This is a genomic window from Sorangium sp. So ce362 (assembly GCF_051519845.1).
Taxonomy (GTDB): domain Bacteria; phylum Myxococcota_A; class Polyangia; order Polyangiales; family Polyangiaceae; genus Sorangium.
Genome location: NZ_CP150332.1, coordinates 2,123,802 through 2,150,647, shown reverse-complemented (window position 1 = coordinate 2,150,647; position 26,846 = coordinate 2,123,802). Strand labels below are relative to the sequence as shown.

General features: G+C 72.8%; 18 protein-coding genes. 3 read left to right on the top strand and 15 right to left on the bottom strand.

The annotated features are described in order from the left end of the window. Positions 1-506: 506 nt before the first annotated feature. The 5 genes from WMF17_RS08535 to WMF17_RS08515 all read right to left on the bottom strand — a co-directional run bounded on the left by WMF17_RS08535 (position 507) and on the right by WMF17_RS08515 (position 10,710). Complete coding sequence (locus WMF17_RS08535; protein ID WP_437648882.1) at positions 507-2,258, bottom strand: serine/threonine-protein kinase; 1,752 nt, start codon at positions 2,256-2,258, stop codon at positions 507-509. Between the two features lie 168 nt (positions 2,259-2,426). After that, entirely contained in the window at positions 2,427-4,352 is a 1,926-nt protein-coding gene (locus WMF17_RS08530; protein ID WP_437648881.1) for a serine/threonine-protein kinase, read from the bottom strand. 96 nt (positions 4,353-4,448) lie between these two features. Continuing rightward, positions 4,449-6,374, bottom strand: coding sequence for a protein kinase domain-containing protein (locus WMF17_RS08525; protein WP_437648880.1), 1,926 nt, complete (start codon positions 6,372-6,374; stop codon positions 4,449-4,451). Between the two features lie 76 nt (positions 6,375-6,450). Then, complete coding sequence (locus WMF17_RS08520) at positions 6,451-7,932, bottom strand: serine/threonine-protein kinase (RefSeq protein WP_437648879.1); 1,482 nt, start codon at positions 7,930-7,932, stop codon at positions 6,451-6,453. 267 nt (positions 7,933-8,199) lie between these two features. Then, positions 8,200-10,710, bottom strand: a complete 2,511-nt coding sequence (locus WMF17_RS08515; protein WP_437648878.1) for a protein kinase domain-containing protein — start codon at positions 10,708-10,710, stop codon at positions 8,200-8,202. A 376-nt stretch (positions 10,711-11,086) separates the two neighbouring features. Between WMF17_RS08515 and WMF17_RS08510 the strand changes: the two genes are divergently transcribed. Beyond that, positions 11,087-11,428: a cupin domain-containing protein gene (locus tag WMF17_RS08510; RefSeq protein WP_437604226.1), complete on the top strand. Its 342-nt coding sequence runs from the start codon at positions 11,087-11,089 to the stop codon at positions 11,426-11,428. Positions 11,429-11,524: 96 nt separating this feature from the next. On the opposite strand, the gene WMF17_RS08505 is transcribed toward WMF17_RS08510, so the two are convergent. From WMF17_RS08505 to WMF17_RS08470, 8 genes are all read right to left on the bottom strand, one after another. Beyond that, positions 11,525-14,320, bottom strand: coding sequence for a transglycosylase SLT domain-containing protein (locus WMF17_RS08505; protein ID WP_437648877.1), 2,796 nt, complete (start codon positions 14,318-14,320; stop codon positions 11,525-11,527). Positions 14,321-14,615: 295 nt separating this feature from the next. Further along, on the bottom strand, positions 14,616-15,698 hold the full coding sequence (cheB, locus tag WMF17_RS08500; RefSeq protein WP_437601463.1) for a chemotaxis-specific protein-glutamate methyltransferase CheB: 1,083 nt from the start codon (positions 15,696-15,698) through the stop codon (positions 14,616-14,618). 93 nt (positions 15,699-15,791) lie between these two features. Next, complete coding sequence (locus WMF17_RS08495) at positions 15,792-16,703, bottom strand: CheR family methyltransferase (protein WP_437601462.1); 912 nt, start codon at positions 16,701-16,703, stop codon at positions 15,792-15,794. Beyond that, positions 16,700-18,808 (bottom strand): HEAT repeat domain-containing protein, encoded by a 2,109-nt coding sequence (locus WMF17_RS08490; RefSeq protein ID WP_437601461.1) that lies wholly within the window; start codon positions 18,806-18,808, stop codon positions 16,700-16,702. Before WMF17_RS08490 ends, WMF17_RS08495 begins: the two co-directional genes overlap by 4 nt. Then, positions 18,805-19,296: a chemotaxis protein CheW gene (locus WMF17_RS08485; protein WP_437601460.1), complete on the bottom strand. Its 492-nt coding sequence runs from the start codon at positions 19,294-19,296 to the stop codon at positions 18,805-18,807. Before WMF17_RS08485 ends, WMF17_RS08490 begins: the two co-directional genes overlap by 4 nt. A 56-nt stretch (positions 19,297-19,352) precedes the next feature. Further along, a complete protein-coding gene (locus WMF17_RS08480; protein WP_437601459.1) occupies positions 19,353-19,889 on the bottom strand; it encodes a chemotaxis protein CheW in 537 nt (178 codons plus the stop codon). Then, on the bottom strand, positions 19,882-22,143 hold the full coding sequence (locus WMF17_RS08475; RefSeq protein WP_437648876.1) for a chemotaxis protein CheA: 2,262 nt from the start codon (positions 22,141-22,143) through the stop codon (positions 19,882-19,884). Before WMF17_RS08475 ends, WMF17_RS08480 begins: the two co-directional genes overlap by 8 nt. Further along, positions 22,143-22,670 (bottom strand): response regulator, encoded by a 528-nt coding sequence (locus tag WMF17_RS08470; RefSeq protein WP_437601457.1) that lies wholly within the window; start codon positions 22,668-22,670, stop codon positions 22,143-22,145. Before WMF17_RS08470 ends, WMF17_RS08475 begins: the two co-directional genes overlap by 1 nt. 357 nt (positions 22,671-23,027) lie before the next feature. On the opposite strand from WMF17_RS08470, the gene WMF17_RS08465 reads away from it, so the two are divergent. Next, positions 23,028-24,086 carry a VWA domain-containing protein gene (locus WMF17_RS08465; RefSeq protein WP_437648875.1) on the top strand — a complete coding sequence of 353 codons (1,059 nt, stop codon included), beginning with the start codon at positions 23,028-23,030 and terminating at the stop codon, positions 24,084-24,086. A gap of 49 nt (positions 24,087-24,135) precedes the next feature. On the opposite strand, the gene WMF17_RS08460 is transcribed toward WMF17_RS08465, so the two are convergent. Both WMF17_RS08460 and WMF17_RS08455 read right to left on the bottom strand, forming a co-directional pair. Beyond that, a complete protein-coding gene (locus WMF17_RS08460) occupies positions 24,136-24,972 on the bottom strand; it encodes a hypothetical protein (protein WP_437601455.1) in 837 nt (278 codons plus the stop codon). 191 nt (positions 24,973-25,163) lie between these two features. Continuing rightward, positions 25,164-26,285: a hypothetical protein gene (locus tag WMF17_RS08455; RefSeq protein ID WP_437648874.1), complete on the bottom strand. Its 1,122-nt coding sequence runs from the start codon at positions 26,283-26,285 to the stop codon at positions 25,164-25,166. Positions 26,286-26,571: 286 nt separating this feature from the next. Here WMF17_RS08455 and WMF17_RS08450 point away from each other — a divergent pair, with 286 nt between their 5' ends. Continuing rightward, positions 26,572-26,841 carry a hypothetical protein gene (locus tag WMF17_RS08450; protein ID WP_437648873.1) on the top strand — a complete coding sequence of 90 codons (270 nt, stop codon included), beginning with the start codon at positions 26,572-26,574 and terminating at the stop codon, positions 26,839-26,841. Positions 26,842-26,846 lie beyond the last annotated feature (5 nt).

Sequence of the window (26,846 nt, the reverse complement as noted above, 5' to 3'; positions counted from 1 at the left end):
GCCGCGCAATCAGCGCGGTCAGCGCACGCAACGGGCACCTCGCCGGCCTCGCAGCGCGCCTCGGGCGCCGAGCCACCCCGATTCCCGCCGCGCAGCTCGCCTCAACGCTTGCGACGGCTCACCCGTCGTCCGAGGCTCCGCTGCGACGCTTGCATCAAGCGCTGTGGCCGGCGTGGAGTTCGCCCGAGCTCACCTCGCCCTGAACGCTCCGGGCGCAGCGCACCGATGCGCCATGGCGCCCGGCGGAGGTCACCCATCGACCCGTCGATGCGCACCTTCGGCCCGGCGAAGTGAGCCCCCGGTTCGTCGAGATCGCACCTCGATCTTTGGCCGTCGCACATCGACTTTTCGATGCCGCACATCGGTTTTTCGATGTGCCCCATCGATCTTTCGCGGTTGCCCCTTGACAGCCCGCCGCACCGAGAAGCCCGCAGCGCGCGACGCTCGTGGCCCCAACCTCCCGGACGCAGGAAGCAACCCGAGCGGCTCGCCTGTCGATATCTCCCTCAAAACCCCCAGTCCCGCCTGGGGCGCCCCGGGGACGTCCCCGAGCTCGCCGGTTTCTGCCCTCCGATCTCGGACCACATTCGTGGCGCCACCTCGCGCTTCGGCGCGGCAGTCGGTGCCTCCCTGGGGGCAGCCGGGGCGGCGCTCGTCGCCGGCGACGCTGCCCCGGGAACCTGCGCCCGCTCAGGCGCCGCGCTCGCTCCAGCAGCACCACCCGACACACCTTGCATCGACGTCAGCGCTGGCTCCGGCCCTGGCACAACCGCCGGCTCTGCCCCCTCGGCCTGCGCCCCCCCTCCCGCCGCGGATGCCACCGCCTTCGGGGCCGCCGGCTCGCCCGCGGCCGGCGCCGCAGCGCCCGCCGTCGCCTCCACCGCCGTCGCCTCCACCGCCGCGCTCGCCTCGGCCTTCACGCTCGCTGCGGCCGCCGCGCCCGCCTCGGCGTTCACGCTCGCTGCGGCCGCCGCGCCCGCCTCGGCTCCCGGCGCCTCCAGCACGCGCCGCAACATCACGCCCAGCCCCACCCCCACGGCGACGATCGCCAGGCTTCCCGCGGCGATCCACGCCGCGCGCGCCCTTCGCGAGCGCGGCTGCGCCGACGCCGACACGTGAATCGCATCGGTCAGCGTGCCCGGCGAGGCGCCCTGCGACACGGCCGCAGCGCCGCTCCCGCCGCCCGGCCCCTGCGCAGATCCCGCCGGATAGGCCGCACCTCCATAGCCACCGGCATGGCCACCGGGCGCCGCGGTCCCCGCGATCGCCACACCCGCCGCAGCTGCCGGCCCCGCTGCCCCCGCGCCACCCAGCGCCGCGGCCCCTCCTGCGACAGGCGTCCCCACCGCCGTCCACCCGAACGGGTTCGATCCTCCGCCCCCCACCCCTGACGACGAGAACACCGGCACGCCTGCCGCCCGGCCGAACTCCTCGACCATCTCGCGCACGCTCTGGAACCGGTGGTTCCGGTCGCGCGAAAGCGCCCGCGCGAAGAACGCGTCGAGCGCCGGCGGCAGATCCAGCGCGAGCTGCCGCGCCGTCGGGATCGGCTCCACGAGGATCCGCGTCATCACCTGCGCCAGCACCTCGCCCGGGAACGGCAGGTAGCCGGTCACCATCCGGAACAGGATGACGCCCATCGCCCAGAGATCGCTCCGCGCGTCGATGTCGCGCTCGGCCCGGAGCTGCTCCGGGCTCATGTAGTGCGGCGACCCCATCACCTCGCCGGTCGTCGACGCCTCCGTCACGAGCTTCGACGTCGTGTCCTTGGCGATGCCGAAATCGATCAGCTTGAGCTGGTCCTCGTCCTCGCCGTCGACGCGCGCCAGGAACAGGTTCGCCGGCTTCAGGTCCCGGTGGACCAGCCCGGCGTCGTGCACGCTCCGCAGCGCCTTCCCGGCGTGCACAAGGAGGCGCTGCGTCTCCGGCAGCGAGAGCCTGCGCACCCGCGCAAGCCGCGCGCTCAGGTCCTCCCCGCGCAGGAGCTCCATCACGAGGTACGGCACGCCCTGCTCGAAGCCGAAGTCGTAGACCTGTACGACATGGGGGCTCCGGAGGTGCGCCGCGGCGCGCGCCTCACGCTCGAAGCGGGCGCGGAACGCCGGCGATCCGGCGTAGGCCGTGCCCATGAACTTGACGGCGACGTGCGTGCCGAGCTGGACGTGCTGCGCCACCCAGACCGAGCCCATGCCTCCCGCGGAGAGCGCGCGCTCCAGGCGGTACTTGTCGGCGATGATCGAGCCTGATTCGAGCTGCATGCGCCGGGGCGCCTCCTGCGGGTGGGAGCAGCGTAACCGATCGCGCGCCGATCGCGCAGGCCTAGCGCGGCGGACGCGCGTGAGGCCGCAGCGCACAGGGCGCACGTCGCGGCGAGCTCGAGGACGACGCCGTGGCGGGACGGGCGTCAAGGCGACGGGCCAGGCTGCTCAGAACGGCCGAGGCGGCGCGGGTTTCTTCTTCTCCGCTGCACTCGCGGCGTCAGCCGGCGATGCGGCGCGGGCGGGTGGCGGAGGCGGAGATCGCGGCGCCTCGTCGTACACCGACTCCGCCGCCGTCTGCGTCTTTCCACGGACGGACGTCCCGCCGGACGACGGTGTCCGCGCTCCCGCGGTGGCTGCTGCCGTCCCCGTCGGCGGCGACGATTTCACCTGGACCGCTGTCCCTCCGGGGACAGGTGGAGCGGGCGGAAGCGCGCGCTGCTGCGGCGGTGCGTCCACCTGGGCCTCGTGCTGCTCCTGCTCGACCGGCGCCGCAGCCCTGCGCTCTGCGCCCGCGGCGGCTCTCTCCGCCGCCGCCGGCTGTCCCGATCCTTCAGCAGCAGGCGCCGCTGTCGTCGCAGCGGGAGCCCTCTCCTGCGGTGTGGCCTCCGCCGCGCCCACGGCCGGCTCGCTGCCTCCATCAGCTCCGGCGGGCGGTGTCGGCTCCCCCCAGCCGACGAGCCACGTTGCAGCGATCGCGCCCACGATCAAGCCCACCACCAGCGTCACGGCCACGGCCGTGCGCTTCCCTCCCCTTCGCCTCGCCTCGCCGGCAGCCCGCCCCTTCGCCGCGGGTTGCGCGCCCGCGGCACGCGCGCCGGCCTGCTGTGCCTGCGCCGCGCGCATCATGGACATCGCCGCCTGGTGCTGCGCCTCGGCGGCCTTCCCTCGCATCACGAGCGTCCCACGAAGCGTCACCATGGGTCCGGCGCCGGCAGCCGGAGCTCCGGCGCTCGTGCCCGGCGCCGTTCCTCTTTGCGAGGCGTGCCCGGCCGCCACCGCGCTCTGCACGATCGGCGCGCTCTGCGCCACCGCCGTCTTCCCGCCGCCGTTCTCCGTCGCCGGTGTCCCCGGCCGCCCGAGCGGCACCGTCGTCACCACGTCCTCCGCGCCGACCGCGCTCCCCTGCCCTCGCGCCGGAGCCATCACCGTCTCCTGATCCGCCGTGCTCCCCAGCGGCGGCCTCCCGCGCTCCCCCGTGATGTGCAGCGCCCCGCGCTCCGCCTCCCCCGCGGTCGACACGACGAACGCCGCGAGCTCCCGCGCCACCTCCTCCGCGGTCCCGAACCGCTCCTGCCGCTCCCTGCGCAGGCACCGATCGACGATCCGCACGAGCCGCTCGTCCACGCGCCGCAAATAGCGGGACACCTTCGGGATCTCCCCCGACAGGATCTGCGATAGCAGCTGCGGCCCCTCGCCCTGGAACGGCCGCACGCCGGTGAGCATCTCGAACAGCATCACCCCGAGCGACCAGAGATCCGCCCGCGCATCGAGGTCCTCGTCCGCGCGCAGCTGCTCCGGGCTCATGTAGACCGGCGAGCCCACCACATCGAGCGTCGACGTCAACCCGCTCGCGGCCGCGAGGCTCTTCGCCACCCCGAAGTCGAGCACCTTGACCACGAAGTCGCCCACCTCGGGCGGGCGGTGCAGGAACACGTTCGCCGGCTTGAGGTCGCGGTGCACGATCTGCACGGCGTGCGCCGCGGCGAGCGCGCCCGCCACGTCGTGCGCGATCCGGGCGGCCAGCGGCGCCTCCAGACGGCGCCGCGCCTCGAGCAGCGCGGCCACGCTGTCGCCCACGAGCAGCTCCATGATGAGGCACGGCTCGCCGCCCTCGGCGCGGGCCACATCGATCACGTCGACGATGTTCGGATGCTGGAGCGCGCCGCAGGACTGCGCCTCGCGGAGGAGCCGCTTGCGCAGCGACGGATCAGGACGGGCGATCACCTTGAGCGCCACCTCGCGCCCCGTGGCCTCATTCCTCGCGGCCCAGACGACCCCCATCGCGCCCTGCCCGATCTTGCGGCTCAGGCGGTACTTCCGCGCGAGCAGCATGCCCGGAAGGAGCCTGTACGCCTCGATCGGTTCCGACATATGCCCCCCCGGGTCACGCCGTCAGCTCACCGCGGGCTTACCATCGCTCCAGCGCGACCGGAATCACGGAACGCGCGCCTCGGCGGTCGACGCCGCTCAGGGCGCGTACGGATCCCGCTTCTTCTCGTTCTCCCGCAGGCAGTTGGTCCGCATGAACCCCGTCTTTCCCGCGCAGGGATCCACCTTGGGCCGCTTGGCAGCGGGCTGCTGCGGAGGCGACGGCGCAGCCGTTTTCCCAGGCGCCTTGCCCACGGGCTGCGCGGCAACGGCGCTCCGCGGCGCAGACGGCGCCGCCGCCGGCGCCGCCGCCGCCGCCCCCGTGACGGCCGTCGCCGCTGCGGCCGGAGCGCTCGGCGCCGGTGACGCCGAGGCGTCCGCCTCCGCGTGGCCCGAGTCGCTCGCCGCGCCCGCATCCGCGTCGGCATCGCCCTCGATCGGCTCAGCCGCGGCCGGAGCTTGCGGTGCAGGCGCCGCCGGAGGAGGCAGCGTCTCAGCCGGCCGGACGACGCTGACCTCGCTCGCGACCCCGGCATCGATCGACGCGTCAGGCTCCGCGAGCACCTCGCTGCCCTCGGGCGCGCGCAGGGCGAAGAAGAGCACCGCTCCCACGAGCCCAGCGGCGAAGGCGGCCAGCAACGCCAGGATCGCGCCGGGGACCTGGACCCTCGCCGGGCGCCGCTGCTGCTCCAGCGGCGGCGGCGGCGTCGCGCGCGCTGCCCACGGCGACGGCTGCGCTCCCGCCCCGACCGCCTCCCGGCCCGGCACGAGCGGCGCGGTCGTCGAGCTCCCCGATCTGCCCGGCTCGTCCTGTCCTCGTGCCGGCGAGACGCGCGCCCCCGCGTCCGCGCCCGCCATGACCTCCGGATCGAGCTTCTGGGTCAGCTCAGCGTTCCACACCGGCTCGGCCCCGGCGCTCGCCCCCAGCGCCGGCGGCATCCCCGCCGGCACCACGCTCGCCCTCTGCGCCGGCGGCATCCCCGCCGGCACCACGCTCGCCCCCAGCGCCGGCGGCATCCCCGCCGGCACCACGCTCGCCCCCAGCGCCGGCGGCATCCCCGCCGGCACCACGCTCGCCCCCAGCGCCGGCGCCATCCCCGCCGGCGCCGCGTAGCCGCCTCCACCCGCGCCCCCCACGGCGGCGCCCGCCCTCCCGCCCGACCTCGCTCCCGCGGCCGTGTACCCGTCGAGGAGCTCCGCGACCTCCGCCGCCGACCCGATCCGCTCGTCCCGGTGGCGCGCCATGCACCGCGCCACGAGCTCCACGAGCCCCGGATCCACCCGGCGCAAGTACCTGGAAATCTTCGGGATTTCCCCGGTCAAGATCCCGGTGAAGATCGCCCGCGCGTCCCCGTGGAACGGCCGCATGCCGGTCAGCATCTCGAACAGCACCACGCCGAGCGCCCAGAGGTCGGCGCGGTGATCGACGCTCGGATCGGCCCTCACCTGCTCCGGGCTCATGTAGAGCGGCGACCCGACCGCGCCGCCGGTCGCCGTGCGGATGCCGTCGTTCAGGGCGAGGTTCTTCGCGACCCCGAAATCGAGCACCTTCACCACCGGCTCGTCCACGTCCGGCTCGCGGTGCAGGAAGATGTTCGCCGGCTTCAGATCGCGGTGGACGATGTGCGCCGCATGCACCGCGGCGAGGCCCCTCGCCACGTCGCGCCCGATCGCCGCCGCCACGTCCGCGTCGAGCCGACGCCTGCGCTGGAGCAGCTCCGCGAGCGTCTCTCCCGCGAGCAGCTGCATCACGAGGAAGGGCTCGCCGAACTCGGTCTCGCCCATGTCGTACACGTCGATGACGTTGCCGTGCCGCAACGCCCCGCCATTCCGCCCTTCCCGCTGCAGCCGCCGCCGGAGCTCGGGATCCGGGCGGTGAATGAGCTTCAGCGCCACCTCGCGCGACGTGGACAGGTTGAGCGCCGCCCACACCACGCCCATGGAGCCCTCGCCCAGCCGCCTCACCAGCTTGTACTTCTCGGCGATCACCAGGCCGGCAGCGATGTGCGTGAAGGACTTGGACATCGAGCTCAACAGGGCTGGTCGAGGCGCCGCACCGAGGCGCGCAAGGTATCGTTATCTATCGCAGAACGAAAGGGCGTCATCGCGAGGTAACACGCGCGCCACCGCGACCTCCCGGGCTCTCCGCCCCGGCGCGCAACAGGAGGTACCCCGCGGCCATGCCGATCCCCACGAGGAGCACCGCCGCGAGCACGGCCAGCGCGATCCACGCGACCCGCGACCGGGCAAGCTCAGGCGACGATCGCTCCGGCGCGCGGAGCGGCCCGAGCGGCACGGTGACGCCCACCGGCGGCGGCGCCGGCGCGGGCACCTGCGCGACGGCTCCGGCCGCAGACGCCTGCGCAGCGCCGAACGCCTGCCGATGAACGGACGCCTCCGCCGGTGAGAGCTTGACGGTCCCGTTCTCCCCCAGCAGGGGATGGCTCGCCGTCGGCTTCCGGGGCGCCGGCGCCGCCGGGCCCCCGCCCGGAGGAGGCGCCTGCGCCGGCGATGCGCCCCCTCCGTGCGGCGATAGAGCCGGCGAGCTCCCGCGCCCGTGCGGGAGCTGCAGAGACGCCACCGACACCGGAAGCGGCGTCGTGGCCGCCGGCAATGGCCCTGGCGCCGCCCCGCCCCACGGCCCTCGCCCCGGCTGCTGCGGCACGTCGTACCGCAGGTCCGGCGACGATCCCGGCGACGAGGCGCTGCGCGGCTGCGCCGACGGCCTGACGAACGGCTCAAGGGCCGCGGCCACATCCGCCGCCGAGCGCGGCCGCTGCTCGCGATCGCGCCGGAGACACTGCGCCACAAGGGCATCGAGGCCGGGGTCGACCTGCCAGACGATCTGGGCGACCGTCGGGATCTCACCCTGCACCACGTGTCTGAGGACCTCGTCCGCCCTGCCCTGGATCGGCCGCCGGCTTGTGAGCATCTCGAACATCAACACGCCGAGCGCCCAGAGGTCGGCGCGCGTGTCGATATCGCCCTGCGCCCGCACCTGCTCCGGGCTCATGTAGGCGGGCGAGCCGATGAGGATGCCTGTCGCGGTGCGTACCTGATCGGGCCCCGCGAGGACCTTGCTCACGCCGAAGTCGAGTATCTTGACGACGTAATCGCTCTCGCCAGGCTCGGTGTGGAGAAAGATATTGGACGGTTTCAGGTCCCGGTGGATGATGCCACGCTCGTGCGCCGCGGAGAGGCCGCGCGCGATGTCACGAGCGATGCGCGAGGCCTCGGGGATCTCCAGCTTTCGCTTGCGCTTGAGCAAGGAGGAGAGCGTCTCGCCGGACAGCAGGGGCATGACCAGGAACGGATCGCCGTTCTCGGTCGCGTCAGCATCGTAGATATCAACGATGTTCCGGTGGCTCACCGCGCCGCAGGCCCGCGCCTCCCGGAGGAGCCGGACGCGGAGCTCCGGGTCGGGCCGCGCGAGCAGCTTGAGCGCCACCTCGCGCGACGTGGCCTCGTTGTGCGCGGCCCAGACGACCCCCATCGTCCCCTCGCCGATCCGACGGAGCAGCCGGTATTTGCCGCAAACGAGCGCACCTGGCGGCGGCGCGGCAGGAGGCGAGGGAGAGGGCATGGATGGGCTCGCGTTGAGGACGGGCGCAGAGACAGATCGAACGCGCTCGGAGGCGATTGTCGCAGGTGAGATAGCGTACCGTCAAGTAAAGGCACGTGCCCGGGCGGCGGCGGGGCGCAGGAGCGCGAGGTCGGGTCCGGCGCGCTCCTGCGCGGCCTGCGCTCAGCACACCGGAGCGTCACCCGCGCATCGCTTCTTGCGAGCACCGGTGCGAGCGATCGCCGTGTCAGCGCGGGAGAAGCGGCGCCAGACCCCGGAGCATCAAGCCTACTTTTTCAAATTCGCCATGCACTTTTGCTTCGCCATGAACTTGAGATCAGCGCACGGATTCGAGGGGGGTCTGGCGGTCTGCGCTGTCGCCGGCGGAGGCGAGCTCGGTACCGCGCGCGGCTTCGCGCTGCTCGCCGTCGTCGGCGTGCCGCCCGCCGCTGTGCCGGCGCCCGTCGCGCTGCCCGCGCTGCCGCTCGTCGCCGTACCGGCGCTGCCGCTCGCGGCGGTCCCGGCGCTGCCGCTCGCGGCGGTACCGGCGCTGCCGCTCGCGGCGGTACCGGCGCTGCCGCTCGCGGCGGTACCGGCGCTGCTCACCGGAGCGGCGCTCTGCGCCGCCGGCGGCTCGGACGGGGCTTTCACCGCCGAGCCCGTCGGCGCTCCCGCGGGCGGCTCCGGGAGCCGGTCGTCCTGTGGCCGAGCGCCGCCGCCCTCCGGCTTCCCCTTGTCTCTCTCCGGGGTGATCCCGGGCATCATCGTGCTCCCGGACGGCGGCGGCGCGGCGGGCGCCGTCTCCTGCGAGCGCAACGCGATGAGCATCCCCACGAGGATCAGCGACAGCGCGGCAGCCGCGATCGCCAGCGTCGCGGCCGTCCGCTTGCGCTTCAGATCGTCGCCCTGCGGCGCGGCCTCCTGAGCCCCCTGGGCCATGTACGCCCCGGTCTGATGGACCGCCGGGTGGTTCGAGACGAGCGGGGTCGTCGACGAGCTCCCCGCCTGCTGCGGCACGCCCGTGCCCGTCGTTGCGCCCGGCCTGGAGTCCGACGGCCTGGAGTCCGACGGCCTGGAGTCCGAGACGCTCGCGCCCGCCTCCGGCGCGAGCTTCACCGTCGACTCCGGGATCCGGCTCGACGACGCGCCGACGCTGCCGCGGGCCGGCGTGCCCGCAAGACCGATGCCGCCCGGCCCTGCGTTTCCCTCCGGCATCGTCGGCGAGGCCATGCGCATCGTCATTCCCCAGGGCCCGCGCTCCGGGTGCGCCCCCGGCGCGGCCTGCGCCGGCGCAGCCTGCACCGGCTGCGCCCAGCTCGCGTGGGACTGCCTTGACGCGCCGGCCGGCGAAGGCAACGGCGTCAACAGCGCAGCCACGGGGTGTCCCGCCGCCGGGTGCTGCCCCGATCCCGCGCGCGGCTTGCCAGCCCCGGCCGCCTCCGCGCTCCCCCGCGTGATCGGCAGGGTCGCCACGTCCTCTTCCCACAGGGCGCGACCCGCCGACGCCGCGGCGATGTGCTGCCCTGAGCTCCCCGCGCGTCGAGGCGACGCAACCGCCGCTTGCCCCGCATACGCCACCTGGCTCGGGCCGGCCGCCTGCCCCGCAGCCACCTGCCCCGACCGCTGCGACGGCAACCCGCCCGCCCCCGGCGGCTCGTGCAACGGGATCGGAGCCCGCGGCCCCCCACCGAGCAGCGCCAGCGGCAGCGCTCCCGCGCCCCCGTCGACGCCCGCCGACCCGGATTGCGCCACCGACCCGGGTTGCGCCACCGACCCGGGTTGCGACCCGGATTGCGCCACCGACCCGGGTTGCGACCCGGGTTGCGCCGCTCCGGCCTGCACCCCCTGCCAGCCGCCGTCCACGCCCTCGCCCGGAAGCAGCCCCTGCCCCTCCGGCGACGTCTGCCGCCACGCCGCGTCCATGCCCGAGCCGACGCCCCGCGCCGCGTACCGATCGAGCTGCGCCGCGAGCTCCGCCGCCGAGCCGATCCGGTCCGCGCGGTCCCGCCGCATGCAGCGGGCGATCAGGTCGACGAGCCCCTGGTCCACCCGCCGCAGGTACTTGGACACGGTGGGGATCTCGCCCGTCAGGATCCCCATGAACACCGCCTGCGCGTCCCCCTGGAACGGCCGCATGCCGGTCAGCATCTCGAACAGCACCACGCCGAGCGCCCAGAGGTCGGCGCGGTGATCGACGTTCGGTTCGGCCCTCACCTGCTCCGGGCTCATGTAGAGCGGCGACCCCACCGCGCCGCCCAGCACCGTGTGCAGGCCGTCGTTGACCGAGAGGTTCTTCGCGACGCCGAAATCGAGCACCTTCACGACCGGCTCGTCCATGTCCGGCTCGCGGTGCAGGAAGATGTTCGCCGGCTTCAGATCGCGGTGGATGATGTGCATCGCGTGCGCCGCCGCGAGGCCCCGGGCCACGTCGCGCCCGATCGACGCCGCGACCGGCGGGTCGAGCCGGCGCCGCCGCGCGAGCAGCTCGGCCACGGTCTCCCCCGTGAGCAGCTGCATCACGAGGAACGGCTCCCCGGCCTCGGTCTCGCCCATGTCGTACACGTCGATGACGTTCCGGTGCCGCAGCGCCCCGCAGTTGCGCGCCTCGCGCTGCAACCGCAGCCGGAACTCGGTCTCGGGGCGGTGGATCAGCTTCAGCGCCACCTCGCGGGCGGTCGCCACGTTCACCGCCGACCAGACGACGCCCATGGCCCCCTCGCCGATCTGGCGCACGAGCCGGTACTTCCTGTCGATCAGCACGCCGGAGGCGAGCCATGTCGAACTCGTCGGCGATGACATCAGCGGCTTTCCGGCAGCGCGGCGCGCCCCACCCTCACGGAGCACGCCCGGACGGACGCGGCCAGCGACGCGAGGCGAGCCGAGACATGCCTCCGGCACCCCCACCGCCCAGCGCTCGCGTCGCCCGATCCCTCATGCGCCTGCTCCCGCACGACGTAACATCCGATCCCCAGGTCCACGGGACGCGCCTCCTGCGCGAGCCATCCTACAGCACTTCTCCCCGGCGCGATACGTTCTCTGCAACGGAGAACGGACGACGAAAGACGGACCCGGAATGCGGGAGAAGCCTGATTCGCTCGTGCCGGGCTCGGATCCACGATCGCCGCCCACGATTGCTGCCACACCCGGCGAACGACTCGAGGAAAGCGACGCGCACATGGGCGACACAACCATCATGAAGGTCTCCTCCGGCCGCTCCCCGAGAGGCCAGATGGGGCAAAAATACCTGGCTTCCGGGATCCAGGTCTCGATGCGACTCTGGGAGCGAGAGCTGCCGGGCGACGCCAAACAGCCCACCGTGCGCGATTACGAGACGGTGGGGTTCGTCATCGAGGGGCGAGCCGAGCTGCACATCGAGGGGCAGATGGTGCGCCTGGAGCCGGGCGACTCCTGGACCGTGCCTAAAGGCGCATCGCATTTTTACAAGATCATCGAACCTTTCACCGCGGTGGAAGCGACGAGCCCGCCAGCCAGCGTTCACGGACGCGACGAGACCTGAAGAAGCCTTCAGGCAAAGCCTGACCACGACGCCGGCTGTCTTGCCTTCCGGGAGGCCTGCCGGGAGGAGCTCACCAGGGCCGCAGGGCCACTCGACTCACAGCGCGGTGCCGGCGCCGGCCGCGGGCTTCTCCCTGGCCTGCGCTCCCTTGTCGCGCCCCGCCGGCTTCTTCTCGTCTGCGCCGCCCGGCGCCGGCTTCTTTTCGCTCTCGGCGGTCTTCTTCTCTTCCGGCGTCGCTCCGGCCTGATCGCCCGCGCCCGCCGCGCCGGCGCCGCCGGGCTTGTCGCCCGCGCTCGCCTCGGCCTTCTCGGCCCGCGCCGGCTTCGTCTCGCCCGCCTCGGCCTTCTCGGCCCGCGCCGGCTTCGTCTCGCCCGCCTCGGCCTTCTCGGCCCGCGCCGGCTTCGTCTCGCCCGCCTCGGCCTTCTCGGCCCGCGCCGGCTTCGTCTCGCCCGCCTCGGCCTTCTCGGCCCGCGCCAGCTTCGTCTCGCTCGCGGCCGCCGCAGCGCCTCCCGGCGTGCGGCTCCCGTCCTTGACGACGGCCCCCTCGCGGCCGTCCTTCCCGGCGCTCGCGCGCGCGGCCTCGGCGGGCGCCATCAGCACCGCCGGCTTCACCGGCTCGGCCGCGGCCGCCTTGTCGCCGTCGTCCACCACGCCCGCCGCCTGGGCCGACGCCACGCGGACCTCGTCCTCGCGCGGCTCGACCGGCGCCGGCTCGTCCGGCCGCGAGGTCGGCACGTACACAACGAGCCGATCCCCGGGCATCAGCGGGCTCCGCCGCGAGCGCTGGTTGATCCGCTCCAGGCTGCCGACGCTCAGGCCGTAGCGGCTCGCGAGCTTGCTGAACGTATCCCCCTCTCGCACCGCGATCTCGATGCGCTTCCGCCCCTTCAGCGCCTCGAAGTGGGCAAAGAACTCCTCCGAGCCGACCTCCAGGACGCGCGCGCCGGCCTCGTCGAGCAGGAACACCCCATCGTAACGGTGCGACCTCGGGACGAACAGCTGGAGCGTCATCCCCTCGTGCAGCGACGCCCCGGGCGCCAGCGTGTTCCAGCGGCAGATCTCGTCGGGCGTCACCGACATCACCGCCGCGAGCTCCCGGAGCGCATCGCCCGCGACAACGCGGTAGAAGACGCGCCGGCGACCCTCGTAAGAGAAGCGCTGCGCCGGGACCACCACGACCGGCTTCGCCTCCGAGGAGAGCGGCGCGCCGTTCGCGAGCAGGTGCTCCGCCGCCGCCACGCCCACGCCCGCCGCCGCCGGGACGAACAGCAGCGCCCCCGGGCGCACCGGCTCGCCGGGCCGCAGGCCGTTCAGCGTCTGCAGCGTCCAGCGCGTCGTCCCCCGGAACGTCGCGATGTCGTCGAGCGACTCGCCCCAGCGGACCAGGTAGCGCTCGAGCTTCGGCTCGCGCTCCAGGAGCTTCGGCATCGACTTCGCCGCGCGCGCCCCCGCGCCCGCAGGCACCCGGACCTCCCAGCGCGCCTGCTCCTTCGCGTCCACCGGCAAGGGCGGCGTGCGCTTCGCCACGAGCTGCGGGTTCAGCGCCTCGATCTCCGGCGCCCCGGCCCCCGCCGCGGCCGCCACCGACTGCAGCGATATCCCGGAGCCGAGCGAGATCTTGTCGAACGTCACCGCCGGATCGAGCTCGACGTCGTCGCAGCCGAACACCTTCAGGTTCCGCGCCACGATCGCGATCGCGAGGATCTTCGGCACGTAGAGCGCCGTCTCGAGCGGCATCCCCGCCTCGAGCCGCGACAGCTCCCAGAAGTCGTTCGTGTTGTACTTCCGGATCGACGCGAGCAGCCCGCCGTACCCCATGTTGTACGCCGCGAACGCGAGCTCCCAGCCGCCGAAGCGCCGCCGCAGATCCGAGAGGTACCGCACCGCCGCGAGGGTGGAGCGCTCTGGATCCAGCCGCTCGTCGACCCATCGGTCGACGGTGAGGCCGTAGATGCGCGCGCCCTCGGGCATGAACTGCCAGAGGCCGGCGGCGCCCGCCGGCGAGTGGATGGTCGGGTCGAAGCCGCTCTCGACGAGCGAGAGCCAGAGCAGGTCCTCCGGGAGCCCCTGCTCGCGGAGGACGCGGCGGATGGCGGCGCCGTAGCGGCCGCTCCTCTTGATCCACGTGACCACGGCGGAGCGGCCGCGCGGGTCGTCCTTGTAGTACTCGAGGTAGCGCACGACCCGGCCGTCCCAGCGCACCGGGATCTCGGGCAGATCGAGCTGGCGCAGCCAGGAGATGTCGCGGGTCTCCTCGGACATCGCCGGCGCGACGGGCAGCCCCGAGGGCGGCAGGCCGGAGGCCTCGAGGCGCGGCTCGCCCGCGCCGAGCAGGAGCGTGCCGTCGACCGGCCACGCGGGCCCGGCGCTCGGGGTCGCGCCGGGAAACAGGGCCAGGTCGATGTCGCGCATCGTGCGGAGCTCGGGCGACTCGGCGACGCTCGCCCCCGCCGGCGTCGCGGTGCCCGCGATGACCCGCCGCGCGGCCGCGTCCGGGACGCCGGGCTCCCCCGCCTTGCGCGGGATCTTTGTCGCGCCCTTCTTCGGCGCCTTCGATCGCGCCGCCGGCTTCGCCGGCGTCTTGGCGGCCACGCGCTTCGCGCCGTCCTTCCCGCTCGACGCGGCGGCGGGCCTGGCCGGCGCCGGCTTCTCCGCCCTGACCTCGCCGGCCTTCTTCGCCTCCGGCCGGTCCGCCTTGCCGTCGGCCGCCCCGTCCTTCTTCGGCTCGGCCTTCTTCGCCTCGGCCGCAGCCGGCTCGGCCTTCACCGGCTCGGTCTTCACCGGCTCGGCCTTCACCGGCTCGGTCTTCACCGGCTCGGCCTTCACCGGCTCGGCCGCAGCCTCCGGAGGCGCGGCGAGGCCGTCGAGAGCGACGCCCGAGAGGGCGGCCATCCAGCCAAAACAAACAAGCCTGCGTGCGGCGCGTCGGATCCGCATGTCAGGGACCGACCTGTCTCACGATGCGCCCGAGGGGTCAACTTTGACAGTCAGGCGAAACGGCCGCGAACCTCCAGAAGTCGGGGGGCTGGAGCACACACAGCACCGGCGGAGATGTGATGAAGGGAGAGATTTTAAACCACAGAGGCCCAGAGGACACAGAGGGAAGACAGCAGAGGAAGAGGGCCAGGCGAGGAGACGGGCAGAAACCTCTCTTCCTTCGGGCTTCCAGCGGATCTACCGCGCCGCCTCAGGAGAGCAGCGCGATGAAGTCGCCGATCGCCGTGAACGGAAGGCTCTCGTTCACGACCCCCGCCCGCACCGCGGCCCCCGGCATGCCGTAGACCACCGCCGAGTCCTCGCTCTCGGCCACCACCGTGCCCCCGGCCGCGCGGATCGCCCGCGCACCGTTCACCCCATCATCCCCCATCCCCGTCAGGATGATGCCCACCGCGCGGCTGCCGCCCACCTGCGCCACGCTCCGGAACAGCCGATCCGCGCTCGGCACGTACCGATCGCCGGGCGCCGGCGCCCCCACCCGGATCCGGATGTCGCCGCTCAACCCGACCCCGCTGCCCGGCGTCACCGCGATCTCCATGCACATCCTCCCGGGACATACGTAGGCCTTGCGGCTCAGCACCTGCTCGCCGTTCTGCGCCTCCACAACGCGGAGCCCGCCCTTGCGATCGAGCCGCTCGGCGAACGTGCGGGTGAACTTGTCCGGCATGTGCTGCGCGATGAAGATCGCGCCGGGGAAGCGATCCGGGATGCGGTTGAAGATCTCCAGGAGCGCCGTGGGACCGCCGGTCGACGAGCCGACCGCCACGAGGTGGCGCAGCGAGACCCCGAGCCGCGACGACTCCTGCACCGGGCGCTGCAGCGCAGGCTGCGACGCCCGGGTCGGAGCCGTGGCCGCCGGCATCGGAGACCGGGGCCGGAGGTAGCGCACAAGCAGGACCTTCTGGATGATCTCCCTGCGGATCTGCGCGTCCGCCGTGAACTGCCGGTCCGGCTTCGCCACGAAATCCACGGCGCCGAGCTCGAGCGCCTTGAAGACGTTCTCCTTGTGGCTGTAGCTCGAGACGATGATCACAGGCGTGGGCTGCCTCGCCATCAGGATGCGGAGGAAGGTGAAGCCGTCCATCCGCGGCATCTCGAGGTCGAGCGTGATCGCATCCGGCCTCAGCTGGGCGGCCTGACGGAGCGCGTCGTCGCCGTCTCCGGCCTTGCCCACGACCTCGATCTCGTCGCTTCCGCTCAAGATCTCGGCGATGTTGCGCCGGTTGTACGCGGAGTCGTCGACGACGAGCACGCGCAGGGGAGCGAATGTCATGAGCGCAAAACCTTCCGCCGGAGGTTCATTCTACCCCACCCGGAGCGCCATGGGACCACCCGTCGCCCGTACAGCCTCGACTTCGTCGGCGCCTCATCCGCCCTCCTCCCCGCCCCCCCGCTCCGGGAAGGTCTCCGCGAGCCCCAGACGCAGCGTGGCCGCCGGCTTTCGGTACACGAGATCCTCCCGCAGGTGCACGATCTCGAACGCCGTCGTGACGTTCAGGAGCGACTCGGAGTGGCCCAGCAGGAGGAACCCGCCGGGCGAGAGGCGCTCGTAGAAGATGTCGATCACCCGGCGCCGCGACTCCTCGTCCAGATAGATGAGGACGTTGCGGCAGAAGATGACGTCCACCCGCCCGACCACCGCCGCGCGCGACGAGTCGAGCAGGTTCAGGTGGCCGAACTGGCAGAGCGAGCGCAGCTCGTCCACCACGTGGAACCCGTCCAGCCGCTCCGTGAAGTAGCGCCGCTTCAGCTCGGGCGGCGCCACGCGGAACGACGAGGCGCCGTAGATCCCCTTGCGCGCGGCGACCACGCAGCGGCGCGAGATGTCGCTGCCGAAGATCCGGACCTCGCCGCGATCCACGGCGCCCGACTCCCGCGCCGTGATCGCGATCGAGTAGACCTCCTCGCCCGTCGAACAGCCCGCGCTCCAGATCGACAGCCGGCCCTTGGCGCCCCCCGCCTTGACGATCATCGGCACGATCTCGGTCATGAGGGCGCGCAGCTGGTAGTCCTCGCGGAAGAAGTACGTCTCGTTGACCGTGATGAGCTCTATCGCCTCGTCGAGCTCGGCGCGCGCGCGGCTGTGGGTGCGCAGGTACTCGTGGTACTGCGCGAACGACGAGAGCCCGAGCACCACGACCCGCTCGCGGAGCCGGCGCTCCATCGACGTGCGCGCCTCGGGACCGAACTGGAGCCCGCAGTGCTTGTTGAAGAGGTCGCGCAGCCTCTGGAACTCGTCAGGCAAGAGGCGGATCTCGTCGTCCCGCCGCCGGTTCACAGCACCTTCCCCGACGGCGGCCCGCCGGACATCCCCGAGGGGGACGTCGCTCCCTCGCCGCCCTCGCTCGAGGCGGGCGCGCCCGGCCGATCCCCGGCCTCGCCCCACGGCGGATCCGAGCGGAACGGGGCGCCCCCCTGCGCCGCCGCCGCGACGAGCTCCGGCTCCCCCGACGCGCGCACAAGCCCGAGCAGCTCGCGGGCGCGCGCCCGCTCGTCCCCCGCCCGATCCGCGAGCGAGGCGTACAGGCGGCCGAGCGCCCGCGCCGCCGCGAGCCGGACCTCCCGCTCCTCGTCCGCCAGCGAGAGGCTCAGCACCTCGAGCGCCGAGACGCCCGCCGCCGCCGCGATCGCGGTCACCGCCGCGCGGCGCGCGCGCACGTCCCCCACCGACGCGGCGCTCGTGAGGAACGCGATCTCTTCAGGATCCGCCGTGCCGAGCGCCTCGATCACGATCGCCGCCGCGAGGTGGGTCTCCTCCGCCTGCATCAGCGGGCGCGCCAGCGCGCGCGCCGGCTCGGGGTACCGCTCCGAAAGCCCCGCGAGCGCGCACTCCGCGGCGCGCGCGACCGGCAGCGAGATCGCGCGGGTCTGCGACACGACCCGCGAGAAGTCGTCCGCGGTGCCGATCTTCGCCAGGCCGTAGAGCGCGCTGGTCGCCACGAGCGTCGAGGGGCTCTTGACCGACCTCCGCACCGCGCCGAGCAGCTCGTCGAGCGTCGGATCGGCGGCGGGCTGCGGCGGACGCGCCAGCGCGCCCTCGCGCCAGCGCTGCTCCGCGATCGCCACGGCGCCGTCGATGAGCGCGGCCGTCGCGTCGTCGAGGCCCTCCCAGAGATCCGGATCGGGATCGATGTGCCGCTCGAGGTAGGCGAGCACCGCGGGCAGCGCCTCCCCGCCGAGCAGCCCGAGCGCGCGCTGCGCCGTCTCGACGAGCGCGGGCTCGATCATGGCCTGCACCGCGGCGTCGGCCGCGCCAGGCGCGCGCGCCATCGCCGCGAGCAGGAGCGCGTGCGCGCGCCCGCCCACCGGATCCACGCCGACGCCGCGCCACGACGGGGGCTCCGCGCCGGCGGAGCCCGGCGCGGCGGAGGCGACCTGCACGAGGCGGGCGCCCACCTCCTGCGGAGCCGCGCGCAGCGCGTCGACCACGTGCGACGCGAGCGGCCCCTCGACGAGCCGCGCGAGCGCCCGGACGAGCTGCGCGAAGGCGCCGCCCCGCGCCGTCGCGAGCGCCGCAGCGAGCGCCCGCGGCGCCTCCGGGCTCTCCGCGAGCGCCGCGGCGACCAGCGCCGCCGAGCGGAGGATCGGGTCGTCGATGAGCAGCGACAGCACCCGCCACGGCACCGGCGCCTCGAGCCCGTTCAGCCCGTTCAGCGCGGTCAGCCGCACGAAGCGATCCCGATCGCCGAGCCGCTCGTACAGGATGTCCGTCACCCGCTCGCGCGCGATGAGCCCCATCCCGGCGATCGCCTCGATCGCGCTCTGGCGCAGGTTGTCGTCCTTCTCCGCGAGCGCCGCGTAGAGCGCGTCGAGCGCGGCCGGGTCGCGCGTGCGGCCGAGCGCGTCGACGACGAGCTTGCGCTCGTCCCCCGTGAGCTCGCCGAGCGCCGCGACGAGCGCCGGCGTGGCGTCGCCGCCGCAGTAGCCGAGCACCTCGATGGCCGCGTTCCTGAGGCCGACGTCGTCGCTCTCCCGCAGCGCGCCGAGCACCGCCCCGACGAGGAGCTGCGCGGCGGACGGCCGCTCTCCCTCGGCGCCGACCGGCGGCGCGGGCGGCCGCTCGCCCTCGGCGCCCTGCGGCGGCGCCGCCTGGATCAGCCGGTGGCACGCGTAGGTCGCCTCCTTCCGGACGCGCCAGTCGGGATCGCCGAGCGCGCGCAGCAGGAGCGGCAGGGCCTCCGTGACGTCCGCCCTGCCGAGCCGCGCGGCCGCCTGGCGGCGCTCCTCGGCGTCGTCCGCGGCGAGCGCCGCGGCGATGGCCGCGATCGGCATCGGCGTGCTCCGCACGCTGGGCGCGATGGACTCGGGCTCGGTCGGCCAGGGGCCCGCGTCGCTCACGCGCGGACCCCCGTACGGGCCGAGATCGTCGAAGGCGCGGCTCACGGGGCCTCCAGGAGGGCGCCCGACGCGGCGAGCGCGAGCGCGAGCTCGATGAAGCGCCCGACGTCGAGCACGAAGATCATCCGCTCGTCGTGGGTCGTCACCCCCACGATGCCCCGCAGATCGCCGCTGCCGCCCACGGGCGGCGTCGGCCGGTAGTCGCCGCTCGTCCCGAAGACCTCCGTCACGGCGTCGACGACGAGCCCCACCGTGTGCGTCCCCACGTCGACCAGGATCCACTTGGTGCTGCGGCTCGGCTCGACCGGAGGCAGCCCGAAGCGCACGCGGAGCTCGATCACCGGCACCACCTCGCCGCGGTGGTTCGCGACGCCGGAGACCTCGGGGGGCGTGTGCGGCAGCATGGTCACCTCGAGCGGATTCACGATCTCGCGCACCCGCGTGATGTCGATCGCGTACTGCACGTCGCCGACCACGAAGCCGACGAGGCTCTTCTGCGGGTCGGGACGGCTGCGCTCTCCAGTCAACGGCATCTGAGCCTCCGAGCGCCCGGGCTCTGCGAGCCGCCCGGGCGCGGACGATTCGTCCGTTAGGACGCGAGTATGGCCTGCAGGTCGAGCAGGATGATGACGCGCGGCTGCGCCTCGCCCTGGGTGCCATCCGACGCGCTCGCCCCGTGCATGGGCCGGGCGATGCCGGCGATGTAGCCCGCGACGTCCCCCCCGAGCGCCGTCGCGGCGTGCTCGATCTCGGCGTCGGCGAGCCGGTAGACCTGCTGGACCTCGTCGACGAACAGGCCGAGCGTCTCGCCGTTCGCCGCGTCGACGAGCAGGATGCGCGCCCGCCGCTGCGGCGCCCCCTCGTGCAGCCGCATCCGCCGCCGCAGATCGATGACGGTCACCAGCTGCCCGCGCACGCTGACGATGCCCATCGTCGAGTCCGGCGCGCGCGGCACCGGCGTGAGCGGGGGCGGCTTCAGGATCTCGCGCACGAGCGAGACGGGCGCGGCGTAGGTGTCGCCCGCGAGCGTGAACGCGAGGTACTCGGTCCGCGGGCCGCTCGCCTGCGCGCGCGAGTTCCTCTTCGAGACGGGGATCCGGGCGGTCCTTCGGGAGAGGTTAGCCATGGGTGCTCCGCGGGTCGTTGCGCTGCCGGTCGCCGCCGCCGTGGAGGATCTCCTCGATGAGCGCCGGGGCGTCGATGACGAGCGCGATGCGCTGATCGCCGAGCTCCGTGGCGCCGGAGAAGCCGCGCACCGAGGCGAGCGACGGGCCGAGCGCCTTGATCACGACGTCCTGCTGGCCGATGAGCGTGCTCACGACGAGCCCCAGCCTGCGCGCGCCGACCGACGCCACGACGATGTACTTGCGCTTGTTCCCCCCCTGGAGCCCGAGCGTCCCGCGGCCGCCTTCACCGCGGCGCCCGCCGGACACGGCGGCGCGGGCCGCCGAGCCGCCGCGCGCCCCGCCGAGCAGGCCGGCGATGCGCGCGCTGAGCTCCTCCTCCTCGTTCAGGCCGAACAGCCGCGCCAGGTAGCAGAGCTGGAGCGTGCTGTTGCGCAGCGTGATCATCTCGCGGCCGTCGATCTGGCGCACCGTGGCCTCGTCGAGCGCGACCGCCTCCTGCACATTCGTGAGCGGGATCGCGAAGAGCCGGTCGGCGACGCGGACGATGAGCGCGCTGATGATCGCCAGCGTGATCGGCAGCGTCACCGTCATCTTGGTGCCGATGCCGGGCTCGCTGTGCACGTCGATGACGCCGCCGAGCTTGCTGATGTTCGTCTTCACGACGTCCATCCCGACGCCGCGCCCCGAGATCTCGCTCACGTCGGTCTTCGTCGAGATGCCGGGCTGGAAGATGAGGTTCAGGACCTCGCGGTAGCTCGTGGTCCGCGCGTCCTCCGGGGTCATGACCCCGCGGCGCAGGGCGGCGTCGAGCAGCTTGTCGACGTCGATGCCCTTGCCGTCGTCCTCGATCTCGATGACGACGTGGTTGCCCTTCTGGAAGGCGTTCAGCGCGATCGTGCCGACCGCCGGCTTGCCCACCGCCTCGCGCACGCTCTTCGACTCGATGCCGTGGTCGATGGCGTTGCGCATCATGTGCATGAGCGGGTCGCTGAGCTCCTCGACGATGAGCTTGTCGACCTCGGTCTCGGCGCCCGTGATGACGAGGTTCACGAGCTTGTCCGCGTCGCGGCTGATCTGGCGCACGACGCGGGCGAGCTTGTCGAAGACCTGCCCGAGCGGGACCATCCGGACCTCGAGGATGCCCGCCTGCATGGCCGCGAGGTGCCGGTCGAACGTGCGCTGGAGCCGGTGGAGGTCGAGGGAGAGCTCGCGCTCGGTCGGCGCCGCCCGGAGGCGCTCGACGAGGCGGCCGAGCGCCGATCGGACGAGGGCGAGCTCGCCGACGATGTTCATCAGCCGGTCGAGCTTGTGGATGTCGACCCGCACCGTCTGGGCGACCGAGCGGATGGAGCTGAGCTCTCCCTTGCGGTTGCGCGCGCTCGACGGCGGGCTCGCCGCCATCGAGCCGGTCAGGTCGACCGCCCGCGACACGCCCGTCGGCACGCCGCCCCGGAGCGCCGCGGACATCGACGGCATCCCCGGCGGGGCGACCCGGCCGTGCCCGTTGTTGTTGCGCCGCGGGATCTCCTCGACCGCGGCGCCGGCCTGGTGCAGGGCGCGCTGGAGCTCCTCGAGCGGCGCGCGCGAGGCCATCAGGATGTCGAGCTCGATCGAGTCCTGGTCCGCGCCCGCGCCGGTCGGCAGGTAGGTGATGATCTCACCGTACGGCTTCGCGGTGATCTTCAGGTCGTCGAGGGCCTGGTCGATCGTGGCGAGGTGGAACTGCACGCGGAGCCGGAACAGGGTCATCCCGCTCGCGATGTTCGTGCGCAGCCGGTGCTCCTCGTACTCGGTGAGCACGGAGAGCAGCCCCGGATCGAGGTCGTAGTTGTCGTCCGGGAGGCCGGCCGCGCTCGGGCCGGCGTCCTGGTGGAGCAGGCGGAGGAGGTCGTCGACCTCGGGCATGGGCGCGTCGCGCCCGTCCTTCTCGTTCTGGAGGATGCGCCCGTAGAGCTCGACGCTGCGGAACAGGAGATCGAGGACGGACGCGCTGATCTCGATGCGGCCGAGGCGCAGGTTGTCGAGCAGCTCCTCGAGCTCGTGCGACAGGGTGGCCATCCGGGTGGCGCCGAAGAGCCCGGCGAGCCCCTTCAGGGTGTGCACGGCGCGGAAGACGTCGTTGATGACGTCGGGGTCGACCTTGTTGGTCCGCACCGCCTCGTCGAGCGCGAGGAGGTCGCGCCCGAGCCCCTCGACGATCTCCTGCGCTTCCGAGAAGAACTCTTCGCGCGCCCGATCGCCGCTGTCGACCATCAGCCGCCGCCTCCCTCGTCGGAGCCGGGCTGCTTGGTGCGGGTCACCGGCCCCGGGGCGCGAGCGGCCAGCGGGGATCGGCTCTCCTCGGCGCCGCCTTCGCGGTCGGCCGGCGGCGGGGCATCGGTGTCGGCGTGCTCGGCCCGCCAGTCCAGGCAGGCGATCACCGCGTCGCGGAGGGCCTCGGGCGTGAACGGCTTCGGGAGGAAGAGGTCGGCCCCGAGGCTGAGCCCGCGCTGGACGTCGCGCTCGGTCGCCTGCGTCGAGATGATGAGGATGCCGACGCGCCGGTAGCGGTCGCTCTGCCGGACGAAGCGGATGAGCTCGAGCCCGTTGATGTCGGGCATGTTGATGTCGGTGATGACGAGGTCGAACGCGCCGCGCGGCAGGAGGCGGAGCGCGTCGAAGCCGTTCATCGCCTCGACGATGTCGACGTCGCCCGCGAGCCCCAGCACGCAGTCCTCGAGCGTCGAGCGTACATACGCTCGCATTGCCGGCGAGTCCTCGACGATCAGGATGCGTGCCATGTCCGCGACAGGGTAACGGAAATCCGCCGGGGGAGAGCAACTCGCTGACGGCCCGACGGCGGCGCGCGCGCTCCGGCTCCTGCCGCGCCGCGCGCCGGCGGCCTATGTACGGCGGTCTCCTGCCCGGTGTAAACCGGCGCGAGCGCCCTCCGGCGCCGACCGGCGAGGCGTCCGCGCGGCGGCCTCCCCGGGAAGGGCCGCGCTGCCCGCCTGCGGGCGCGGCCGCGTCCGGCTGGCGCGCCGGCCGCCCGGCGGGCCGCCTGCAGCAGTGAATTGACAGCGCAGCGTCCGATGCGCGCTAATCGCGCCGTGAAAATTCTCTTTTGTTCACCAGCGTTCCGGATCCTGCTCGCCGCCATGTTCGCTCTCTCGAGCGTGGCCTGCGGCGGCGGGCTGCGGGTCAACCGGATCAACTCCGCCCAGAAGAAGCCGAACAACGTCTGGGTGTTCTTCAGCGTCGATGCCGGCGAGGACGAGCCGGTGGGCGGCCTCACGGCCGAGGACTTCGAGATCTACGAGGACGGCGACCTCGTCTCGAAGTTCGAGAGCAAGCAGACCATCCAGAACCCCGAGGTCGCGGCGGTCATGTACACGATGCTGCTCGTCGACATGAGCGGCAGCATCACCGAGTCGGGTCAGGCCGACGCGCTCGTCGACGCCGCGCAGTCGTTCAGCGATCGGGTGGGCAAGAGCCAGAAGGTCGGCGTCTACGCGTTCGATGGCGAGGTAAAGATCCACTCGGTCGTCCCGTTCACCGAGGCGCAGGGCTCGGTCCAGGGCGGACTCGAGGGGCTCCGGAGCTACAAGCCCAAGGACACGTCGACGAACCTCCACGGCGGCGTGGTCGAGGGCGTCCGGGAGCTCAAGAAGCAGCTCGACAGGGACCGGCGGCCGCTCAAGTTCGGCACGCTCGTCGTCTTCTCGGACGGCACCGATCGCGCGAACCGCGTGAGCCGCGACGACATGCTGAAGGAGCTCAACAAGGAGGACTACAAGAATTACCAGATCTTCGTCGTCGGCGTCGGCGCCGAGATCGAGAAGGCGAGGCTCGACGAGATCGGGCGCGACGGGACCGAGCTCGCGGCGGACCAGGCCAAGGTCAAGGAGTCGTTCGAGAAGATCGCGGCGAAGATCGAGGCGCACATGAAGCGCTTCTACCTGCTGTCGTACTGCACGCCGGCGCGCGCCGGGGAGCACGAGGTGGAGATCAAGGCGATCCGGAAGGAGCCGTCGGCCTCGGGGTCGCTCGCGTGGAAGTTCAACGCCGACGGCTTCGGGCCGCCGCCGGAGTGCGATCCCAACACGCCGCCGTCGTTCGATCTGAAGGCGACCACGCCGGTGGAGGAAGGGAACGGAGGAGGGGGAGCGAAGGCGAACTTCAAGGCCAGCGCCGGCGTGAAGGTCGAGGCGAAGTGAAGAAGGGCGCCGCGGCCTCTCGACGGCCGCGGCGCGGTTCCTCCGGCGGCTAGCGCGGCACCTCGGGGACGAACTCGGCGCCGAGGCGGAAGATCAGGAAGTCCTTGGTGACGTTGCCGCTGCCGCCGGGCCACAGGAACGGGCTGCCGGTGCTTCGGTCCGGCTCCCACTCGTACCACATCCACCGAGCCTCCTTGTCGATCTCGCAGACGACAGAGAACTCGTTGCCGGGCTCCGGGATCGTGCGTTCGGTGTCGTTCGTCTCTCCGAACACGACATGGCCGTTCGCGGACGGCTCGGTCGTCACCCAGCCAGCGCTGGTCGTCTGGGGGTCGAGATCGCCGCCGTTGCAGCGCGCGATATACTGGTTGACGGTCTCCAGCGTCGGCCCGAGCGAGCCGAGGTCGTAGTCCTCGCCCGTCGCGCAGACCTCCCACGCGCCGTTGCCGGTGAAGACGGGCGCGGCTCCCTCACGGAAGAACTGGCCGATCACGCCCTGCGTCGTGAGCTTGTCGGCGTACGTGATGATGTAGAGGTAGTGTCCAGCGTTCGCGGACGCCGCCGGCACGGTGTACGACTCGGGCCCATTGCCGATGGGGCAGGAGAAGATCGCCTGGGCGAGGTTGTTCTCGATCCCGCCGAAATAGCTCAGGAGCTCGTCGCCGGTCCCGTAGCCGAAGCCGTACGCGTTGTCGGCCGTGATGATCACGCTCACCGCGCTCGAGAGCTCGGTTCCCCCGCCGCCGACGCCGGCGATCTCCCCGGGACCGTCCTCGTCCTCGCCGCCCGCGCCCCCGGTACCGGCGCCGGCGCTGGCGCTGGCGCCGCCGGGATCGGTGCCAGCATCCGAGCACCCGGACGCATGGAGCGCGACAGCAAACGCCAAGGCTGAAGCTGAAACAAGCCGTAGGTTCATTGCACAAGGATCGGCGAAGTCGCGCCCTGCGTAAAGGCTCGCCGGGGCGCGAGATCACGCCGTCGCGGCGTCGCGGCGTCACGCCGTCCCGGCGTCGCGGCGTCACGCACGTTTGTCGCTGACCTCGCGGGCGGGGGCGCCCGCAGGCGCGCGGGGGCAGGTCAGGGCACGATCTCTCGCACGCTGCCCTTCTTGTACAGGAGCCCATCGGGGCCTACCCCGTCGCTCCGGAAGTAGACGCTGATGTTGGGCTTGCCCGTCTCCGATCCAGGGCGGGTCGGCTCCCCGGTGAGCCTCATCGCGGGATCGATGCCCGGCTGGCAGGGCTCGCCCCCCACGCCGAAATCGGTCCCCTGGTCGACGTGCTCGTGGATCTTCACCCAGGCGCCGCCGTCCGCGCCGTCGGTCTCATCGATCCAGAGCTCCTGCTTCACATCGCCGTTCGGCAGGTCGTAGACGAGCTGCTTGTACCCGATCCAGACCTGCTCCGGCATGCCGCCCTCCCAGTACGTCCTGCTGAGGATGGCCACCGAGGCGGGGTGATTCGTCTCCTTCTCGAAATCGATCTTGCCGTCATAGCGCATGCGCGCGGCGATCCCGCGCGTGTCGCACTTGTTGTCGTCCTCGTCGCCGATCGTGCCGTGGTTTGTGCGCGTCATGGCGACGAGGCCCCCGTAGGGAGTCCCGTCGTCGGCGGCGCGCAGGAAATACATGGTCACCTCGACGTCGCGCCACGGGTCCTCGAGCGCGGGGTCGTGCACGTACATCCGCGGAACCCTGCCGCTGATCTTGAGGATGCCCTGGCCGTCGGTGTCATACGAGGCGTCGCCGTGATCGGCGTCGAACCACGCGTCTTCCGGGTCGATCCCTGAAAACGTGCGCGCAGCCCCGTTGTCCCAGGTCGAGGACCACGCCTTGCCGGAGGGCAGCGTGGGCCGCAGCATCGCGATCCCGAACCTGTCGCGCTGGCCCGCCTCCCCTCCCCCGACGCCGGCCGAGCTGGACACCTCGGCGCTGCTCGACCCGGACGAGGCCTCGCCGGCGCCGCCGCCGCCAAGGCCACCGCCGCCAAGGCCACCGCCGCCAAGGCCACCGCCGCCAAGGCCACCGCCGCCAAGGCCACCGCCGCCAAGGCCACCGCCGCCAAGGCCGCCACCGCTGCCACCGAGGCCGCCTGCGCCGGGCGGGCTGCCCGCCGCGGGAGCGCCCTCGTCGGCGCAACCGGCGCTGCTCAGGGCGACAGCCGACATGACCGAGACCGCGATCGTCAAAGAGACGCGCATGCCTCCGGAATAACACAGCCTCACCGAGGCGGGCGAGCTCGGAATTGAACCACAGAGAGGAACAGAGGACGCAGGATATAAAGAACGAGAGAGCTGGCCTCCCCTCTCACTCCTCACTCTCATCTCCTGAGGAATCCCCTCAAATTTTTCGGAAAATTCACAGGGAGGCGGGGAGGCGGGGAGGCGGGGAGGCGGGGAGTATACAGCGGGATTGCGGCTTCCAGGTGTCTGCCCCATGAGATCACGCGAGCATCGCCTTGCCAGGCGATGCGCCAAGGGGGGAATCATGAAGAATACGCTCGTCGCGCTGGTCCTCGGCGCGCTCTCGTTGTCTACCCTGCTGTCCAGCAGCGATGTTGCGGAAGCTCAACGACGGCCGCCGGAGGGCTCCTATCTCAGGACGTGCAGGAACGTCCGGACCGAACGAGGCACGCTGTCCGCGATGTGCAGGGACCGAAGGGGGAACTACATCAGGACACGCATGGTGGACTTCCGGCGGTGCCGAGGAGACATCGAGAACGACAACGGTCGGCTCCGCTGCGCCGGCCGCCGCTGACGCAC

Coding starts and splice junctions, on each gene's coding strand:
- WMF17_RS08535 (WP_437648882.1), bottom strand. CDS start 2,258: ATGCAGCTCGAATCAGGCTCGATCATCGCCGACAAGTACCGCCTGGAG.
- WMF17_RS08530 (WP_437648881.1), bottom strand. CDS start 4,352: ATGTCGGAACCGATCGAGGCGTACAGGCTCCTTCCGGGCATGCTGCTC.
- WMF17_RS08525 (WP_437648880.1), bottom strand. CDS start 6,374: ATGTCCAAGTCCTTCACGCACATCGCTGCCGGCCTGGTGATCGCCGAG.
- WMF17_RS08520 (WP_437648879.1), bottom strand. CDS start 7,932: ATGCCCTCTCCCTCGCCTCCTGCCGCGCCGCCGCCAGGTGCGCTCGTT.
- WMF17_RS08515 (WP_437648878.1), bottom strand. CDS start 10,710: ATGTCATCGCCGACGAGTTCGACATGGCTCGCCTCCGGCGTGCTGATC.
- WMF17_RS08510 (WP_437604226.1), top strand. CDS start 11,087: ATGGGCGACACAACCATCATGAAGGTCTCCTCCGGCCGCTCCCCGAGA.
- WMF17_RS08505 (WP_437648877.1), bottom strand. CDS start 14,320: ATGGCCGCCCTCTCGGGCGTCGCTCTCGACGGCCTCGCCGCGCCTCCG.
- cheB (WP_437601463.1), bottom strand. CDS start 15,698: ATGACATTCGCTCCCCTGCGCGTGCTCGTCGTCGACGACTCCGCGTAC.
- WMF17_RS08485 (WP_437601460.1), bottom strand. CDS start 19,296: ATGCCGTTGACTGGAGAGCGCAGCCGTCCCGACCCGCAGAAGAGCCTC.
- WMF17_RS08480 (WP_437601459.1), bottom strand. CDS start 19,889: ATGGCTAACCTCTCCCGAAGGACCGCCCGGATCCCCGTCTCGAAGAGG.
- WMF17_RS08475 (WP_437648876.1), bottom strand. CDS start 22,143: ATGGTCGACAGCGGCGATCGGGCGCGCGAAGAGTTCTTCTCGGAAGCG.
- WMF17_RS08470 (WP_437601457.1), bottom strand. CDS start 22,670: ATGGCACGCATCCTGATCGTCGAGGACTCGCCGGCAATGCGAGCGTAT.
- WMF17_RS08465 (WP_437648875.1), top strand. CDS start 23,028: ATGTTCGCTCTCTCGAGCGTGGCCTGCGGCGGCGGGCTGCGGGTCAAC.
- WMF17_RS08455 (WP_437648874.1), bottom strand. CDS start 26,285: ATGCGCGTCTCTTTGACGATCGCGGTCTCGGTCATGTCGGCTGTCGCC.
- WMF17_RS08450 (WP_437648873.1), top strand. CDS start 26,572: ATGAAGAATACGCTCGTCGCGCTGGTCCTCGGCGCGCTCTCGTTGTCT.